The sequence below is a fragment of the Shinella sp. G-2 genome, from assembly GCF_050172695.1.
Taxonomy (GTDB): domain Bacteria; phylum Pseudomonadota; class Alphaproteobacteria; order Rhizobiales; family Rhizobiaceae; genus Shinella.
Window position 1 is genome coordinate 1 of record NZ_JBBEYH010000013.1, and the last position, 16,798, is coordinate 16,798.

Here is a 16,798-nt window from a genome sequence, read left to right on the forward strand (position 1 = left end):
GCAGCTCGTCGCGGCGCTCCATTCCTTCGTCGGCCTTGCCGCCGTCTTCATCGGCTTCAACGCGCATATCGAGGCGGCGCATGTCGCCGGTCTCGACGAGGCCGCCCGCTCCGCGCTGACCGGGTTTGCGGCGATCCTCGCCCACAAGGAGCCGGTCGAATTGTCTATCATGAAGGTCGAGGTCTTCCTCGGCGTCTTCATCGGCGCCGTCACCTTCACCGGGTCGGTCATCGCCTTCGGCAAACTCGCCGGCAAGGTGGACGGCAAGGCGAAGAAGCTGCCCGGCGGCCATGCGCTCAATGCCGGCGCGGCGCTGCTTTCGCTTCTCCTGCTCATCCTCTACGTGAATGGCGCCGGCGCGTGGACGCTCATCCTGATGACGCTCGCCGCCTTCTTCATCGGCTATCACCTGATCATGGGCATCGGCGGCGCCGACATGCCTGTCGTGGTCTCCATGCTGAACAGCTATTCCGGCTGGGCGGCCGCCGCCATCGGCTTCACGCTGGGCAACGACCTTCTCATCGTCACCGGCGCGCTGGTCGGCTCCTCGGGTGCGATCCTCTCCTACATCATGTGCAAGGCGATGAACCGTTCGTTCATCTCGGTCATCCTCGGCGGCTTCGGCGGGACGACGGGTCCGGCGATGGAAATCACCGGCGAGCAGGTGGCGATCGATTCGGAAGGCGTCGCCGCCGCGCTCAACGATGCCGACAGCATCATCATCGTGCCGGGCTACGGCATGGCGGTGGCGCAGGCCCAGCAGTCGGTCTCCGAACTGACGCGCAAGCTGCGCGCGGCCGGCAAGACCGTGCGCTTCGCCATCCACCCCGTTGCCGGCCGCCTGCCGGGCCACATGAACGTGCTGCTCGCCGAGGCCAAGGTGCCCTACGACATCGTTCTGGAAATGGACGAGATCAACGAGGACTTCCCGAACACGGACGTCGTCATCGTCATCGGCTCGAACGACATCGTCAATCCGGCCGCCCAGGAAGACCCGAACTCACCGATCGCCGGCATGCCGGTGCTGGAAGTGTGGAAGGCCAAGCAGGTGTTCGTCTCCAAGCGCGGCCAGGGCACCGGCTATTCCGGCATCGAGAACCCGCTGTTCTACAAGGACAACACGCGCATGTTCTACGGTGACGCCAAGAAGAGCCTCGATCAGCTCCTGCCGTCCATCGCCTGACGGAAGACGGGCAACCGGCGGACGGCCGGCGCCAAGCCGGTCGTCATGAAAAATGCCCCCGCAGCGGCTGCTGCGGGGGCGTTCGCATGTCAGGGGCAAGGCTGCTTACCGCAGCCCCTTCGCCCGGTCCCAGGCCTGCGACCACATCTTCAGGGCCTTCTGGCTCAGCGCCTTGGGAAGGTGCAGCCGCTTCTGCGCCTCCTCGGAAGGATAGAGGTCGGCATTGGAGCGGAGCTTTTCGTCAAGCAGCGGGAGTGCGGCCCTGTTGGCGGTCGAAAAGCCCGTTTCCGTGGCGGCCACTGCGGCGATTTCCGGCCGCAGGAAGAAGTCGATGAAGGCATGCGCGGCCTCCGGATGCGCCGCATTGGCCGGAACGGCGAGCACGTCGGCCCAGACGAGATTGCCTTCCTTGGCGAGGCGGTAGGTGATGGTGAAGGGCTTGCCCGCCTCCTTCGCCCGGCTGCTGGCGATCAGCATGTCGCCGGAAAACCCGATGGCGAGGCAAAGGCCGCCGTCGGCGAGATCGTTGACATAGCTGGAGCTGTGGAACTTGCGCACATAGGGGCGAACCTTCGCGACGACCTCCACCGCCTTTTCAAGCTCGTCCCTGTCGGTCGTGTCGGGGTCCAGCCCCAGATAGATCAGCGCCAGGCCCAGCACCTGTTCGGCATCATCCAGCATGCCGACGCCGCAGGAGGCGAACTTTTCAACGATGGCGGGATCGAAGACCATGCGCAGCGAATCGACCGGCGCGTCCGGCATGATCGCCTGAACCTTCTCCACATTGTAGCCGACGCCGGTGGTGCCCCACATCCACGGCACGTTATGGGCGTTGCCGGGATCGACGCTTTCCCCGCGTGCAAGGGCCGCCGGATCGAGGTTGCCGAGATTGGGCAGGCGGGCGGGGTCGAGCGGCGCCCAGACGCCGACCGGCAGCTGGCGCAGGAAATGCGGGGAAAGGTTGACGGTCACGAGGTCGTAACCGGACTTCCCCGTCAGCATCTTCGTCTCCACGATATCGTTGGAATCGAAGAGATCGTAGGAGACCTTGATGCCCGTCTCCTTCTCGAACGCGGCGATGGACTGCGCGCTGAAATAGGATTCCCAGGAATAGAGGTAGAGCACCTTTTCTTCCGCCCCCGCGGGGGCCGCAAAAAGGCATGCCGTCGCAAGCGCGAGCCAGCGTTTCATCGTCTTTCTCCGTTGCTGTTGGTGGGGTGGTATCGGGCCGTTTACAGCGGCTGTTCCTGTGTAATGCAGTGGATCGCGCCGCCGGCGGGAACGACCGCGCCGACATCGACGGTCACGATGCGCCGGTCCGGGAAGGCGCGGGCTACGGCCGCCTTGGCCTCTTCGCCGGAGGGCGTGCCGTAGGTCGGCATCACCACGCCACCATTGGTCAGCGCGAAATTGATGTAGGAGCGGGCGAAGACCTCGCTGGTCGCTTCCACGTCATAGGCCTCGGGAATGGGAATGACCTCGAAACTGCGGCCGCGCGCGTCCGTCTGGCTGGCGAGCGCTGCCAGATTGTCGGCGAGGATGCGCCCGTGCAGGTCGTTCGGGTCGGGATTGTATTCGAACATCACGACGCCCGGGCGCACGAAGCAGCACATGCCGTCGACATGGCCGTCCGTCTCCAGATCGAGCGGATCGCCGGGCAGCCAGACCACCTTTTCAAGGCCGAGCATGCGCAGAAGCTCCGTTTCCACCCAGGCCTTGGACAGGCCGGGATTGCGATTGGGATGAAGCAGGCTCGTCTCGGTGACGATGAGCGTGCCGTCGCCGTCACAGGCGAGCGATCCGCCCTCGCAATGGAGGAAGGACTGAAAGATGTCCGCCTGTTGATGGGCGAGCACGCGGCCGGCGAGCGCATCGTCGGCGTCGAAGGGCGCGTGTTTTTCGCCCCAGGCATTGAACCGCCAGGAGACGCCGGCAAGGCCGCCATCGTCGCGCTTCAGGAAGGTCGGGCCGGAATCGCGGATCCAACAATCGTCGATCGGCAGGGCGACGACCTCGATGCCGGCACCGAGGCGGGCGCGGGCGCTTTCGGCGTGATCGGGATGGGCGACCATGCTGACGGGCTCGAAACCGGCGATGGCATGGGCGACCTCGACATAGGCCTCTCGCATGGCCGCAAGGCGCGAGCCATAGAGATCCTTGCGGTGCGGCCAGGCCATCCACGTCCTGGCATGCGGCTCGAATTCGCCCGGACGGCGCAGTTTCACATGCGGCCGCGGTCCCGTCTTCCTATCCATGATTGACTCCTATTCATGTATGGCGCTCATTATTGGCGGCGAAGAAGCGCGATACAAACGAGAAGCATTCCTGCTGAAAATGAATGGAATTCATGAATGGTGCGGTTTCGGCATATTCCCCCGACCCAGTTCCTGAAGGGTTTCGAGGCGGCCGCGCGGCTTGAAAGCTTCAGCCGTGCGGCGGAGGAAGTGGGGCTGACGCAGTCGGCCATCAGCCACCAGATGCGCCTTCTCGAAGGACTGATCGGACAGCCGCTTTTCCTGCGCATCGGTCGGGAGGTGCGGCTGACGGATGCCGGACGCGACTACCATCGCACCGTGCGGCGCTGCCTCGACCTTCTGGAAGAGGGCTATCGTCGACTGGAGCCCTATCGCAAGCCCGGCAGCGTCGTCATCTATGCGCCACGCGATTTCACCCGTCGCTGGCTGCTGCCGCGTCTGCCGGCTTTGAAGGCGGCCGCACCGGCCTGCGAGCCCTGGCTCGACACCAGCGGCTTGCCGGTGGATTTCGAGACGATGGAGGTGGATATCGCGGTGATCCATGCGGCCGAGCCGCCTGTGGGGTGCGAAAGCCTTCTCATCGCTCGCGATCGTCTCTCCCCCGTCGCCGATCCCGCCGGCGCCCGCGCCTTGCGGCAGCCCGCCGATCTTCTGGCGGCATCCCTGATCCACGAGGAGGGGCCAGTCGGCTGGGCCGAATGGTTCGCGCAGGCGGACGTCGATGCCGGCATGATCTGGAAGGGCACGAATTACAGCGACGGCGACATCGCCCTTGCCGCCGCCGAGCTGGGGCAGGGCATCGCCCTTGCCAGCCTGTTTCTCGCCGGAGCGGCGCTTGCCGCCGGCACGCTGGTCCAGCCGTTTACCACGACCGTCGCCTCCGGCCTCGGCTGGTATGCCCTTTCGAACACGGACCGGCTTTCGGACACGGACACGCAGGAGACCTGGCGCTGGCTGGAGCAGATGCAGGAAAAGGAATAGGCAATCACGGCGTCACGCTAGAACAATTCCGGTTCACCGGAATTGTTCTAGGCTCTTGTTTTGGAAGCGTTCTTAGACGCCGACGCGATGCCGCCTCGGCTGGAAATATTCTAGCCTTGCAAGGCCGCCGCAGGAGACCGGTCGCGCGTTTCGAGCAGCCCGTCCAGCCAGTCGCTGCGCATCTCCGGCACGGAGGAGAGCAGCAGTTCCGTATAGGGGTGGTAGGGCGGCGAAAAGATCTTCTGCGTCTCGCCATAGGCGACGACTTCGCCCTTGCGCATGACGGCGACCTGGTTGGCGATGCGCCGCACGGTGCCGAGATCGTGGGTGATGAAGAGGTAGGCAAGGCCCAGCGTCTCCTGCAGCTTGCGCAGAAGATTGAGGATGTCTTCGGCCACCAGCGGATCGAGGGCGGAGACGACCTCGTCGCAGATGACGATGTCGGGTTCGGCCGCCAGCGCGCGGGCAATGCAAACGCGCTGCTTCTGGCCGCCCGAGAGTTCCGGCGGCTTGCGCAGGAGATAGCTCTCCGGAAGCTCGATCTGGCGCAGCAGGTCGACAACCCGCTCGCGGACCTCCTTCCTGGATTTGCCGAGATAGAATTCGATCGGCCGGCCGATGATCTCCAGCAGCGTCTGCTTCGGGTTCAGCGCGAGATCCGGAATCTGGTAGATCATCTGGATGCGGCGCAGCGTATCGCGTGAGCGGGCATGCAGCGCCGGCGGAAGCGTTTCGCCCTTGAAGAGAATGTCGCCGCTCTCGCGCGGCAGGAGGCCGACGACGACACGCGCCAGCGTGCTCTTGCCGGAGCCGGATTCCCCGACGATGGCAAGCGTTTCGCCCCGCTTCAGATCGAGGCTGACATCGCTGACCGCACGGGTGAGGCCGCTATAGCTTGCCGCGACGGCCGTCAGGCTGAGGACCGGCTTTTCACCGGCGTGACTGTCGGTCACGAAATGCCCGGTCATGGCCGCGTTGCGTTCGGCGACGAGCCGCTTCGTATAGTCCTCCTGCGGGTTCTGCAGGATGTTGTCCGCTGCGCCGGTCTCGACCATCTTGCCGTGCCGGAGAACCATGATGCGATCGGCGATCTGGGCGACGACGGCGAGGTCGTGGGTGATGTAGAGCGCGGCCGTGCCGCGTTCGCGGATGAGCTTGCGGAAGGCGGCGAGCACTTCCACCTGGGTGGTGACGTCGAGCGCGGTCGTGGGTTCGTCGAAGACGAGCAGGTCGGGCTCGGCGATCATCGCCATGGCGGCCATGGCGCGCTGCAACTGGCCACCGGAGGCCTGGTGCGGGTAGCGGTTGCCGAAGGTCTCGGGGTCGGGCAGTTCCAGCGAGCGGAAGAGGGCGGCGGCGCGCGCCTTCGCGGCGGCCTTGCTCATCAGCTTGTGGCGGACCGCCACCTCGCAGACCTGTCGGCCGATGGTTAGGGCCGGATTGAACGAGGCGGCGGCACTCTGCGCGATATAGGCGATCCGCGCGCCGCGCAGCGACCGGCTCTCGGCGTCGGAAAGGCCGCGCAGGTCGCGTCCGTCGAAGAGGATCCTGCCGGCGGTGATCGCGCAGCCCGGCCGTGTGAAGTTCATGCTGGAAAGGCCGAGGGTGGATTTGCCCGCGCCCGATTCCCCGATCAGCCCCAGAACTTCGCCGCGCTTCAGGGTGAAGCTGGCATTCTCCACCAGAACCGAGCGGGCGCCGGAGGCGGCGATGGCCTCGATGCGCAGGCCCTCGATTTCGAGCAGCGTCGTGTCTTTTTGCCTGTCTGTCATGGGAGCCTCAGTGCTCGGCTGCGCTTGTGGAGGTCAGCCAGTCGACCAGGAGGTTGATCCCGATCGTCAGGAGGGCGATGGCGCCGGCGGGATAGAAGACGGTCGGCACGCCCAGCATGATCATGGTCGAATAGTCCTTCACCATGCTGCCCCAGTCGGCATAGGGCGGCTGGATGCCGAGGCCGAGGAAGCTGAGGGCGGAGATGAAGAGGAAAGTGAAGCAGAAACGCAGGCCGAATTCGGCGACAAGCGGCATCAGCGCATTCGGCAGAACCTCCCGGCGCACGATCCACCACAGCCCTTCGCCGCGCAGCCGCGCCGCCTCCACGAAATCGAGCGCGACGATGTTCATCGCCAGCGCCCGGCTGACACGGAAGATGCGGGTGGCGTCGAGAATGCAGATGGTCACCACCAGCACGACGAGGTCCGTTCCCAACACCGACAGGACGACCATGGCGAAGATCAGCGCGGGCATCGAGAGGAGAAGATCGACGATGCGCGAGAGGATCATGTCCGCCGTCCTGCCGAGCACGGCGGCGGAAAAGCCGCTAAAGACGCCGAGCGAGAAGGACAGGGACGTGATGAGCAGCGAAAGGCCGAGCGACAGGCGCGCGCCGTAGAGCAGGCGGGTGAGCACGTCGCGGCCGAGATTGTCGAGGCCGAGCCAGTGTTCGGCGCTCGATCCGGCCCAGGCGCGACCGACGACCTCGGCCTCCGGATAGGGGGCGATGACGGGCACCAGGATCGCCGCGAGCACGTTGACGACGACGATGGCGAGCCCGACCTGCGCCTTCAGGGGCATGTTATGACCGAACAGCCGCATGGATCACCTCGGATGCCGCAAACGCGGATTGCTGACGATCGCCAGGATGTCGGCAACCATGTTGAGGGTGATGAAGACGGTCGCGAAGATGAGGCCGCAAGCCTGAACGACGGGAACGTCGCGCTTGGAAACCGCATCCACCATCGACTGTCCGAGGCCCGGATAGACGAACACCACCTCGATGACCACGACGCCGACGATGAGATAGGCGAGGTTGAGGGCGATGACGTTGATGATCGGCGCCAGCGCGTTGGGCAGGGCATGTTCGACGACGACACGCCATTTCGGCAGGCCCTTGAGAAGGGCCATCTCGATATAGGGGCTGGACATGACGGAAATGACCGAGGCCCGCGTCATGCGCATCATATGCGCGACGATGACGAGCACCAGCGTCAGCATCGGCAGGAATGTCATGTAGAGCCGCTCGACCAGCGAGGTCTCGGGCGTCACGCTTGCCAGAACCGGGAAGAGACCCCACTGCACGGCCGCCCATTTGATCAGCAGGTAGCCAAGGAAATATTCCGGCAGCGAAATGGCGAGCAGGGTTATCGCATTGGCCGTGCTGTCGAAGAGGCTGCCCTGCCATGCCGCGGCGGCGACGCCGAGGCCCACGGCAAGCGGGACGGCGATGGCCGCGGCATAGAGCGCCAGGAACAGCGTGTTGTAGAGGCGGGGCGCCAGATCCTCGGCGACGTCCCGCCGGTTGACGAGGGACGTGCCGAGATCGCCGTGCAGCGCATTGCCGAGCCATTCGGTGTACCGTTCCACGGCCGGGCGGTCGAGGCCCAGCTCCTGGCGCAGCGCCGCGACGGTTTCGGGGGTCGCATTGTTCTGCAGCACCGCCTGGGCCAGATCCCCGGGAAGGATCTGGGTGCCGGCGAAGATCAGCACGGATGCGGCCCATAAGGTCATCAGCCCGAGCGCTGTTCGCCTTGCCACGAGATTGAACACAATTCCCCCCTGTCGTTGCTTTCGAGCCCGGCCGGATCAGGCGTCGAGCCAGACCTTCTCGCAAAGACGGCCATTGTTGAGGTCGAACTGCGTGTGCGGCGTGTGCCCCTTAACATGCGCGCGATGTGCGTCCAGCCAGTCGGAGAAGACGGGGATGAGGGCGCCGCCGTCATCGGACAGCATGGTCTGCATGTCGCCGATGATCGTCTTGCGCTTGGCCTCGTCCACCTCGGCCTTGGCCGCCTTCAGGAGCTGGTCGAAGCTGTCGTTCTTCCAGTGTGTCTCGTTCCAGTTCGCGCCGGAATAGTAGGCGGAGGCAAGCATGTCCGTGGCGGAAGCGCGGCCGGCCCAGTAGGAGGTGCAGAACGGCGCCTTCAGCCAGACATTGCTCCAGAAGCCGTCATGCGGTTCCTTCTTCACGTCCACGGTGATGCCGGCCTTCGCAGCCGACGCCTGGAAGAGCACGCTCATGTCGACCGCGCCGACATAGGCGGCGTCGGAGGCCGAAAGCGTGATGGCCGTGTCGCCGAGGCCCGACTTCTTCAGGTGGAACTTCGCCTTGTCGAGGTCGAAGGCCCGCTGCGGAAGGGCAGCATTGAAATAGGGGTCGGAAACCGGGATCGGATGGTCGTTGCCGATACGGCCGAAGCCGTTGAACAGCGCGTTCAGGATCTGCTCGCGGTCGCAGGCATATTTCAGCGCGAGGCGGAAATCGGCATTGTTGAACGGCGCGGCATCGATCTGCATCGCCATGATGGTGTGCCAGCCGCCCGGGGCCTGCACCAGTTCGATGCCCGGCGCATTGCGGAATAGATCGACGGCGCGCTTGTCGACGTCGTTGATCACGTCGACCTGGCCGGCAACGAGGGCGTTCATGCGCTGGACGATGTCGTTGACGACGGTGATCTCGATACGCTCGACATTGCCGCGATCCGTCTTCCAGTAGCTGCCGACATTGCGCAGCACGCAGCGCACGCCCGGATCGAAGCTCTCGACGGTGAAGGCGCCGGTGCCGACGGGCTTGGCCCAATCGGCAAAGCCTTCCGGCACGACCAGCAGGTGATAGTCGGCAAGGGCGTAGTGGAGGTCGACGTCGGAGCCGGACAGCACGACCTTGATCTGGTGCGTGCCGAGCTTCTTGACCTCGGCGACATGCTTGAGGCCGCCGGCTGCGGCCGACTTGCTATTCTCGCCGAGATGCAGGGAGAGGGAGTAGATCACGTCGTCGGCGGTCATTTCCTTCCCGTTGTGGAAGGTGATGCCCTTGCGGACGTTGAAGGTCCATTCCTTGGCCTCGGCGCCGATTTCCCAGCTTTCCAGCAGTTCCGGCTGCGGCACGCCCTTGTCGTCGATTTCGATCAGGCCGTTCATGACGGCGTAGCCGACGAGAAGCGGCACGGCGTTGGAATAGGAGGTGGGGTTCAGCGTGTCGGTGGTGCTGCCGCCGCGCATGCCGATGCGCAGGGTTCCACCCTTCTTGGGCGTTTCCTGCGCGAAGGCGGAGCGCGCCAGAAGGGGCGTCGCCGCTGCGGACAGGCCGAAGGCGGCGGCGGTTTTCATGAAGTCGCGCCGGGATTGCTGACCGATCAGTTTCATTCCATGTCCTCCCATGTTCATCTGTCTTGCGGGGGCGTCCGCGTCAAGCGAGCGCCGCCTTGAGGTCGTAGATAAGGTCCGTTGCGGCTTCCACTCCCACGGAAAGCCGCAACAGGCCGGGTTCGATATGCGAGTCGGGACCTTCGATCGCGCCGCGCCGTTCGATGAGGCTCTCGACGCCGCCGAGCGAGGTCGCTGGCTTGAAGATACGGGTGCGTGTCATGACGCGCTCGGCGGCTGCAGCCCCGCCGCGCACGACGATCGACACCATGCCGCCGAAGCCGCCGGTCATCTGGCGCGTGGCGAGTGCATGCCCCGGATGGGTCGGCAGGCCGGGATAGAAGACGGCTTCGACGTCGGGATGGTCGCTGCAGGCTTCCGCGATGGCCATGGCCGTCTCGCTTGCCCGTGCGACGCGCAGGTGCAGCGTGCGCATGCCGCGCATCAGAAGCGCGGCGGGAAACTGGCCGAGAATGCCGCCGTGATAGTCGCGGTTGAAACAGACGCGCTCCCAGAAATCGTCTTTCGCCGCCGTCAGGGCGGCGCCTGCCAGCACGTCGCTGTGGCCGTTCAGATATTTGGTGGCGGAATGCACGACGATATCGGCGCCGAAGGCGAGCGGCCGCGTCAGCAGCGGCGTCGCCACCGTGTTGTCCACGACGAGCCGCGCGCCGGCGGCATGGGCGATGTCGGAAAGCGCTGCGAGATCGTAGAGATACCAATGCGGATTGGAGGGCGTTTCGGCCCAGACGATCGTCGTGGTCCCCGGAATGACCGCCGCCCGGACCTGGTCGAGGTCGGTCATGTCGACATGGTCGATGCGGATGTTCCAATGGCTGGAGCAGTGCTTCAGCCAGGTGCGCATGCCGTGGTACATGTCGATGGGGAAGATGCAGTGCGCGCCGGGCTTCTGCGCCAGGATCACGGCGCTCATGGCCGACATGCCCGAACTGAAGAGACGGCAGTCCGCAGCGCCTTCCAGCGCTTTCAGCGTCGCCTCGGGCTGCTCGAGGCCCGGATAGCCATAGCGGCTGTAGCTCCAGCCGGTTTCGGAATAGCCTTCCGGCGGGCGCAGGAAGGTGGTCGCGAGATGGATGGGCGAAACGACGGCGCCCGTCGGATCATGCGCGTCGCAGATGCCTTGGGCGAGGATCGTATCGGGAATGTATTGAGCCATGCGAGCCGTCATCGAGCCTTGAAGATGCCGGGAACATCGCGCTTGCGGCCCCCTTCCTTCGGCGAGTATGGCACCCTTCCTTTTGATGGATTTCTCGTTCTCGGTGGCGACGGCGAGAAAATTATAACCGCGGGGCGGTTGCCGCGCATAAATCTCTCGCGCCGCCGCGAAAGGCTTGCCTTGCGGTCGCAAAGGGTTTCCCCTACAGCACAGACGTTGTTTGGAGCGCCGGATGTCCTCGTCGAAAGTGAGCCTCGATCGTATCGATCGCAAGCTGCTCAACCTGTTGCAGCAGTCCAGCATGCTCACCTTCCAGCAGCTTGCGGACCGGGTCGGTATCTCCCAACCCGCCTGCCATCGCCGTATCCACCGTCTGCGCGATGCCGGCGTGATCGCCGGGGACGTCTCGCTCGTCAATCCCGCCTATGCCGAACGGAAAATGGCGATCTGGATCGAGATGTCCCTTTCGTCGCATGAACTGAAAATGTTCAACGAGCTGATCGAGATGCTTCGGACCTCGCCCTATGTCTCGTGCTGCGACGTCATCACCGGCGATACGGATATTCTTGCCTGCATCACCGTCGCCGATATGGACGAATTCCGTGAAGTCACCCGTGAATTCATGCGCAGATGCCCGATCATCAAGACCTATCGTTCGATCACCGTGGCCCAGCGCGTGAAGCTGAACCCCGTCTATCTGTTCGATGAGACCTGACCGGTCAGACCTAAGTCCGGGCAAGATCGGACGATAGGCCCGATGGCGCGAGGGAAAGGTCCGGCGCCCTCGGCGAGCGAAGACAGGAGCGGGGAGGGCGTGTAAAACAGGGCATTCGAGCCCGGGCGATTTCCCGCTCGCCTGTGAGAGACCGATGGACCGCACACCGCCGAAGGAGACTTCCCTCACCATGCGCCGCATGTCGTTTTCCGCCGCTGTCTGCCTCCTCGCAATTCTGACGCCCGTATCGCTGGGACTGTCCCAGTCCGGCCTCACCCTTTCCATCGATGCTGCCCATGCCAAGAACGGGAACGGGGGCGGCAATGGCGGCGGAAACGGCGGCGGCAACGGTGGGAACAGCGGAGGCGGCGGAGGTGGCAACGGCAATAGTGGCAACAGCGGCAAGGAAAAGAGCAACGAGGGTCGCTCTTCCGGTAAGTCCGGTGCTGCTGGAAAGGCCACGGGCGCGGCAAGCGTCGCCGATGATGCCGCAGCGCCCGATGTCAGCGTTCGCCACAAGCGCGGCATCACGGAAGCGATCGTGAAGGGCCGTTATGTCATGAAGGATGCGCGTGGCCGCACCATCGCGAACCGGCCGGCGACATCGGCCGACCGGCGCAGGATCGTCAATCTTCTCGATTGAGGCTCATGCCTCCCGCGCGTCGCGCAGCGCCATGGCCGCTTCCGTGCGGTTGGCGACGCCGAGCTTGGTCAGGATCTGCGTCATGTGATGCTTGACGGTCTTTTCCTGCAGGTCGAGTTCAATGGCGACGTGCTTGTTGCTCATGCCCATGGCGACGCGTTCCAGCACCTGCCTCTCCCGTGGCGTGAGGCCGGCGACGAGGGCCGACTTGCTCGGCGTCGCCTGGCCGCGCGCGGTGATCAGCTTGGCCGAAAGGGTCGGCGCGACATAGCTTTCCCCCGAAGCGACGGTCCGGATCGCGTCGGCCAGCGCCCGCGCACCGACACCCTTGAGGATATAGCCCGCCGCACCGCGCTCCAGCGCCGCCGTCACGTCTTCGCTCGTTTCGGATACCGTCAGCATGACGATCTTCTGCGCCGGCGCTATCTTCAGGATGGCGGGGATGGCTTCCAGCCCGCTGCCGGGCATGGAGATGTCCATCAGAAGAATATCCGGCCGCAAGGTCTCGGCGATGCGGATCGCATCCGCGCTGGAGCTGCCTTCGGCGACGATCTCGAAGCCGTCGATCTCCGACAGGCTGCGGGTCACGCCCTCGCGGAACAGCGGATGATCGTCCACCACCGCCATCCGTATCATTCTCGTCATCTCGTTTCCTCGATGCTGGCCGTCATGCGCGCGATGGTGCCTTTCGCGGATGTGGCGATTTCAAATGTTCCGCCAAGACTTTCGATCCTTTCCCTGAGACCTGCAAGACCCAGGCTGGTGGGACGGATGCTGCCGGGCTCGAAACCGGGCCCGCTGTCGGCCACCTCGATGACGAGCTGCCCGTCTTCCATCCGCTGCGCAACCCGTTGTCCCCGTCCGCCGCCGTGGCGGAATGCGTTGTTCAGGGTTTCCTGCACGAAGCGGTAGATGCAGATCTTGATGGCGGGTGAAATCCGTTCCGGTGGGCCGGAAAGGGTGAGATCCACCTCGGATCCCGTGCGCTGCCGGTGCGCGGCAACACTCTGCTGCAGAAGATCGGAAAGGCCCGCCGCCTCGATCTGCGGCAGGACCAGACCGCCGCAGATCGTGCGGATTTCCCGCATGGCCTCGTCGAGGCTCTGCTTGATCGCGTCGACTTCCCGTTCGCGCGTCGCTTCCGGCGTCGCGGCGCTTCGCAGTGCCGTGCTGTCCAGGCGGAGCGAGGCGTAGGCGACGAGTTGGGCCGGCCCGTCATGCAGGTCGGCGCCGATGCGGCGAAGATAACTTTCGTTGAAGGCCGTTGCGCGCTGCGAGGCGCGTTGCACCCGGCCGCGCAACATCTCGTTCTGCGCCAGGAGTTCGGACAGGTCGTCGACGCGCTGGCTGAGCGCATGGCGTTGCTGTTCGATGGTCCGGCTGCCGCGCAGCACGATCACCGAGAGCAGCACGAAAAAGGCGAGCGTGAAGGCGGCGACGGCAAGCCAGGTGTGCAGGCGCGCGCGCCACAGGCTCTGCTGGAAATCGTCGGCGACCTCGTGGAATTCGGAAACGGCGACGACCTCGCCCGACCAGGGTTGCAGGACCGGATTGTAGATCTTCAGCACCGGCCGGTCGTTTGCGTCCGATGTCTCGAAGCGGGCCATCATCTGACCGGAAAAGGCGGTTTGCAGGGCCTCGTCGAGGGCGCGCCGGGTTCCGGTCACGGAGGGATCGTCGGCGTAGAGAACGGTTCCGTCCGCGCGCCACAGGCGGAAGAGGAGGAGGCGCTTGCCGAGGGCGCCCTGTCCCAGCGTTTCGTCGAGCGCCCGCGTCGTCGTGTCGTCCAGCACCTCGTTGCGCTGCATGTCCGGCAGGATCGGCGCGATGACGCTGTCGACATAAAGGGCGGTCGTGGCCGCGGCATTGCTTGTCACCACCTCTTCGATGCGACCGGAAAGAAAGGCCCCGATCGCCACCATGGCGCAGACCGAAACGATCCCGCCCATCGTCAGGAACTGCCTGGCGAGGGATTGGGAATTCCAGCGGGAAAGGACGTCTGAGGCGCGCACCGGAGGCTCTCGATCGATGCCGGCTGCGCGGCAACAAGGACGCGAAGGACGCTAGGGGAGCGGGGCCGCGCTGGCAAGCCGGTCCCGGCTCTATCCGCCGGGAAAGCACTGCCGGGGGACCTTTGATGCATGGTCCCCGGACTTAGGTCCTAACCCCGGCCGAAATGGTCGGGGGACGGTGTCACGGCCGCCGGGTGCCCACTATCGTTCCCCCAATCGGTTCGCTTCGCCGTTCGGGAAAGGCGAGCCATGCGCAAAAGCAAGGAGGCCCTCATGGCTATCAAGACAACCATCGCCCGGAGCATTCTGGCACTGACGCTCGCAACCACACCGCTCGCCGCCGGCCTCACCGGCATGGCGGGTATTGCCCACGCGAAGGGCGGCAATGGCGGCGGCGGCGATCATGGCGGCGGCTCCGGTCAGGGCAAATCCTCGAGCGGTGCGGAGAAGGAGCGCGGCAACAGCCGCGAGAAATCCCATCGCGGCAAGTCCGGCGAAGCCCATGCTGCGAAGGCCGCGCGGACCGAGACCGGCAGCCGCCATGCGCCGGGACTGCGCTCTCTCAATCGCAATTTCCACGCCTATCTCAACTCGAACGATCCGCGCATGACGGCCATCGCCGCCTACGCAGTCGCCTATGCCGAGTTTGAAGCGGCGAACGGCGTCGATGTGGAGCCGACCGATCCGGCGCTCGGCGACGAAGCGCTGCGTGACGCGCTGGCCGGTTTCACCAAGGATGGTGTGGTGACGGACGCGATGGTCGATGAGGCCAAGTCCATTCTCGGCGTCGGCGACGAGGTCGGCAAGATCGACCAGATCCGCGAGACGCTTCCGGAAACGGACACGGAAACCGCCGAGTAACACCGAAAAGGCAACCGCCGCGCAAGCGGTTGCCCATCGGCGAGGGGGCTGCCGCAAGACATGGACACCAACGCGCACACCGCCGATCTGGTCGACTGGGCGATCAAGCACAGCCGTATCGGCTTTTCGCTCCAGACGGTCACCACGGTCGCCGATGCCGGTGAAACGCTCTATGCGGAATGCCTCGGCCGCATCGTCCTGCCGCGCGGGCTGGTCCTGACGGCCGAGGAGTTTGTCGAGGACCTGGAGATGAGCGGGCGCACCGCCGCCTATGACCGGCATATGCTGTCGCTTGCCGCCGAGTGGCTTGCGCATCATCCGGACGGCGTGCTGGGCTGCGATGTCAACGTGAGCAGCATTCTGGACGAACGCGACTGCGGGCTGATGCTCGATCTCCTGAAGGCGCAACAGCCGTTTGCCGGCCGGCTCATTCTCGAATTGACGATAAACCGGCCGATCGGCACGCTCGCCATCGTCAAGACCTTCTGCCGCGAGGCGGCCGCCCTCGGCTACAGGATCGCGCTCGACCGTTTCGGGGTCGACCATTCGCCGGCCGAAACGCTTCTTGCCCACGCCTTCGATATCGTGAAGATCGATTCCGTCTTTCCGGTCGTTGCTCACGACCGGCCGTTCCGGCCGCTCTACCAACTGGTCGGCTTCGCCCTGGCCGCCGCGCCGCTCGTCGTCGTCGCCGGCGTCGAGACCTATGCGCAGCTCGATGTCGCCCATATGGCGGGTGCGACCCATGTCCAGGGCTTTCTCCTGTCGGAGCCGACGCTTGCACCCGTCTTCGGTTATGGCGCGTCGCTGTCGAGCGCCCCGCGGGGGCCGTTCGACGTCGTCCACTAGGCATTCCTGCCGAAGCGGAACCGCTTCGGCGTCGGGCAATGCGACGGAAAAGGCCGCGCGAATGCGCGGCCTCCCGGACCCTTGGCCTAGTGCTTCGGCGAAATGTCCCGCTTGAACCACTTGATGGCAAGGCGCGACAGGGTGCCGTCGGCAATGGCGGCGTTGATCGCGTCGTCGAACAGCGTCTTCAGTTCGGCATCGTCCTTGCGCAGGCCGACGGACTGGCCGCCGCCGAGCGGGCCGCCGGTGAACTCCGTGCCGGCGAAGGTCACCTGGTCGCCGCCGATCTTTTCGAGCGCCCGGTCGAGCGCGACGGGCGAGGCCATGACGCCGTCGACGCGGCCGGCTTCAAGATCGAGATCGTGCTGTTCGGTCGTCTTGTATTCGCGGAATTCGACGGTCGGGAAGAGCTCGGCCATGATTTGGCCTGCGGTCGTCGAGCCCTGGGCGCCGATCACCATGCCCTCCATGAAGGGCAGCATCTCGGCCGCGGCCGCCTTTGCGCCTTCCTTGTCCTTGCCCATGTCGACCTGCTTGCCGAGCGGCATCTTGGCGAGCGGCGAATCCTTGCGCACGAGGAAGGCGGCCGAGCCGGTGCCGTAGTTGCGCGAGAAGGCGATGACCTTCTCCCGCTCCTCGGTCTGCAGCATGCCGGCGACGATGGCGTCGAACTTGCCGGCATTGAGCGCCGGGATCAGGCCGTCCCAATCCTGCACGATGATGTCGCACTTGACCTTCATGCGCGGGCAGATGTCCTCGAGCATGTCGATCTCGTAGCCGGCAAGCTTGCCGCCGGCCTCCGTGAAGTTCCAGGGCGCATAGGCGCCTTCCGTCGCCACCGTGATGGTGCGCGTCGGTTCCTGCGCGAAGGCCGCGGATGCACCGAGTGCGATACCGAGCGCGGCGATGACTGTTTTACTGATTTTATTCAACATGTTGGCTGCTCCTCCTTGCCGATGTTTGAATGGCCGATTTCGAAT

At 65.0% G+C, this 16,798-nt stretch carries 16 protein-coding genes; 6 read left to right on the forward strand and 10 right to left on the reverse strand.

Annotation, left to right across the window (positions count from 1 at the left end):
* A partial coding sequence (locus V8U06_RS18525; RefSeq protein ID WP_427141930.1) for an NAD(P)(+) transhydrogenase (Re/Si-specific) subunit beta occupies nt 1–1,183 on the forward strand: 1,183 nt, incomplete at its 5' end.
* Nucleotides 1,184–1,288: 105 nt separating this feature from the next.
* On the opposite strand, the gene V8U06_RS18530 is transcribed toward V8U06_RS18525, so the two are convergent.
* Together V8U06_RS18530 and V8U06_RS18535 are read right to left on the reverse strand one after the other, a co-directional pair.
* Entirely contained in the window at nt 1,289–2,374 is a 1,086-nt protein-coding gene (locus V8U06_RS18530; protein ID WP_427141931.1) for an extracellular solute-binding protein, read from the reverse strand.
* Nucleotides 2,375–2,415: 41 nt separating this feature from the next.
* Entirely contained in the window at nt 2,416–3,438 is a 1,023-nt protein-coding gene (locus V8U06_RS18535) for an agmatine deiminase family protein (RefSeq protein ID WP_427141932.1), read from the reverse strand.
* Between the two features lie 96 nt (nt 3,439–3,534).
* Between V8U06_RS18535 and V8U06_RS18540 the strand changes: the two genes are divergently transcribed.
* Nucleotides 3,535–4,419: a LysR family transcriptional regulator gene (locus V8U06_RS18540; protein ID WP_427141933.1), complete on the forward strand. Its 885-nt coding sequence runs from the start codon at nt 3,535–3,537 to the stop codon at nt 4,417–4,419.
* 110 nt (nt 4,420–4,529) lie between these two features.
* Here V8U06_RS18540 and V8U06_RS18545 read toward each other — a convergent pair whose 3' ends face one another.
* From V8U06_RS18545 to V8U06_RS18565, 5 genes are read right to left on the reverse strand one after another with little or no spacing between them, the layout of a single operon-like run.
* The gene (locus V8U06_RS18545; protein WP_427141934.1) at nt 4,530–6,191 is read right to left on the reverse strand and encodes an ABC transporter ATP-binding protein; all 1,662 of its coding nucleotides are present in this window, start codon (nt 6,189–6,191) and stop codon (nt 4,530–4,532) included.
* Between the two features lie 7 nt (nt 6,192–6,198).
* Nucleotides 6,199–7,014 (reverse strand): ABC transporter permease, encoded by an 816-nt coding sequence (locus V8U06_RS18550; protein ID WP_427141935.1) that lies wholly within the window; start codon nt 7,012–7,014, stop codon nt 6,199–6,201.
* A 3-nt stretch (nt 7,015–7,017) separates the two neighbouring features.
* Nucleotides 7,018–7,965: an ABC transporter permease gene (locus tag V8U06_RS18555; RefSeq protein WP_427141936.1), complete on the reverse strand. Its 948-nt coding sequence runs from the start codon at nt 7,963–7,965 to the stop codon at nt 7,018–7,020.
* 36 nt (nt 7,966–8,001) lie between these two features.
* On the reverse strand, nt 8,002–9,561 hold the full coding sequence (locus V8U06_RS18560) for an ABC transporter substrate-binding protein (RefSeq protein WP_427141937.1): 1,560 nt from the start codon (nt 9,559–9,561) through the stop codon (nt 8,002–8,004).
* A 43-nt stretch (nt 9,562–9,604) separates the two neighbouring features.
* Nucleotides 9,605–10,738 carry a trans-sulfuration enzyme family protein gene (locus V8U06_RS18565; protein WP_427141938.1) on the reverse strand — a complete coding sequence of 378 codons (1,134 nt, stop codon included), beginning with the start codon at nt 10,736–10,738 and terminating at the stop codon, nt 9,605–9,607.
* A gap of 232 nt (nt 10,739–10,970) precedes the next feature.
* Here V8U06_RS18565 and V8U06_RS18570 point away from each other — a divergent pair, with 232 nt between their 5' ends.
* Both V8U06_RS18570 and V8U06_RS18575 read left to right on the forward strand, forming a co-directional pair.
* Nucleotides 10,971–11,453, forward strand: coding sequence for an Lrp/AsnC family transcriptional regulator (locus V8U06_RS18570; RefSeq protein WP_226922048.1), 483 nt, complete (start codon nt 10,971–10,973; stop codon nt 11,451–11,453).
* A 154-nt stretch (nt 11,454–11,607) separates the two neighbouring features.
* The gene (locus V8U06_RS18575; protein WP_427141939.1) at nt 11,608–12,096 is read left to right on the forward strand and encodes a hypothetical protein; all 489 of its coding nucleotides are present in this window, start codon (nt 11,608–11,610) and stop codon (nt 12,094–12,096) included.
* Nucleotides 12,097–12,099: 3 nt separating this feature from the next.
* Here the strand turns inward: V8U06_RS18575 and V8U06_RS18580 are convergent, their stop codons facing one another.
* Nucleotides 12,100–12,741 (reverse strand): response regulator, encoded by a 642-nt coding sequence (locus V8U06_RS18580; protein WP_226922046.1) that lies wholly within the window; start codon nt 12,739–12,741, stop codon nt 12,100–12,102.
* Nucleotides 12,738–14,108: a sensor histidine kinase gene (locus V8U06_RS18585; protein WP_427141940.1), complete on the reverse strand. Its 1,371-nt coding sequence runs from the start codon at nt 14,106–14,108 to the stop codon at nt 12,738–12,740. Before V8U06_RS18585 ends, V8U06_RS18580 begins: the two co-directional genes overlap by 4 nt.
* A 273-nt stretch (nt 14,109–14,381) precedes the next feature.
* Between V8U06_RS18585 and V8U06_RS18590 the strand changes: the two genes are divergently transcribed.
* Together V8U06_RS18590 and V8U06_RS18595 are read left to right on the forward strand one after the other, a co-directional pair.
* Nucleotides 14,382–14,969, forward strand: coding sequence for a hypothetical protein (locus V8U06_RS18590; protein WP_427141941.1), 588 nt, complete (start codon nt 14,382–14,384; stop codon nt 14,967–14,969).
* A gap of 60 nt (nt 14,970–15,029) precedes the next feature.
* Nucleotides 15,030–15,818: an EAL domain-containing protein gene (locus V8U06_RS18595; RefSeq protein WP_427141942.1), complete on the forward strand. Its 789-nt coding sequence runs from the start codon at nt 15,030–15,032 to the stop codon at nt 15,816–15,818.
* Nucleotides 15,819–15,904: 86 nt separating this feature from the next.
* Here the strand turns inward: V8U06_RS18595 and V8U06_RS18600 are convergent, their stop codons facing one another.
* On the reverse strand, nt 15,905–16,753 hold the full coding sequence (locus tag V8U06_RS18600; protein WP_427141943.1) for a transporter substrate-binding domain-containing protein: 849 nt from the start codon (nt 16,751–16,753) through the stop codon (nt 15,905–15,907).
* Nucleotides 16,754–16,798 lie beyond the last annotated feature (45 nt).

Coding starts and splice junctions, on each gene's coding strand:
- V8U06_RS18550 (WP_427141935.1), bottom strand. CDS start 7,014: ATGCGGCTGTTCGGTCATAACATGCCCCTGAAGGCGCAGGTCGGGCTC.
- V8U06_RS18565 (WP_427141938.1), bottom strand. CDS start 10,738: ATGGCTCAATACATTCCCGATACGATCCTCGCCCAAGGCATCTGCGAC.
- V8U06_RS18530 (WP_427141931.1), bottom strand. CDS start 2,374: ATGAAACGCTGGCTCGCGCTTGCGACGGCATGCCTTTTTGCGGCCCCC.
- V8U06_RS18580 (WP_226922046.1), bottom strand. CDS start 12,741: ATGACGAGAATGATACGGATGGCGGTGGTGGACGATCATCCGCTGTTC.
- V8U06_RS18560 (WP_427141937.1), bottom strand. CDS start 9,561: ATGAAACTGATCGGTCAGCAATCCCGGCGCGACTTCATGAAAACCGCC.
- V8U06_RS18600 (WP_427141943.1), bottom strand. CDS start 16,753: ATGTTGAATAAAATCAGTAAAACAGTCATCGCCGCGCTCGGTATCGCA.
- V8U06_RS18575 (WP_427141939.1), top strand. CDS start 11,608: ATGGACCGCACACCGCCGAAGGAGACTTCCCTCACCATGCGCCGCATG.
- V8U06_RS18540 (WP_427141933.1), top strand. CDS start 3,535: ATGGTGCGGTTTCGGCATATTCCCCCGACCCAGTTCCTGAAGGGTTTC.
- V8U06_RS18590 (WP_427141941.1), top strand. CDS start 14,382: ATGGCTATCAAGACAACCATCGCCCGGAGCATTCTGGCACTGACGCTC.
- V8U06_RS18545 (WP_427141934.1), bottom strand. CDS start 6,191: ATGACAGACAGGCAAAAAGACACGACGCTGCTCGAAATCGAGGGCCTG.
- V8U06_RS18595 (WP_427141942.1), top strand. CDS start 15,030: ATGGACACCAACGCGCACACCGCCGATCTGGTCGACTGGGCGATCAAG.
- V8U06_RS18535 (WP_427141932.1), bottom strand. CDS start 3,438: ATGGATAGGAAGACGGGACCGCGGCCGCATGTGAAACTGCGCCGTCCG.
- V8U06_RS18570 (WP_226922048.1), top strand. CDS start 10,971: ATGTCCTCGTCGAAAGTGAGCCTCGATCGTATCGATCGCAAGCTGCTC.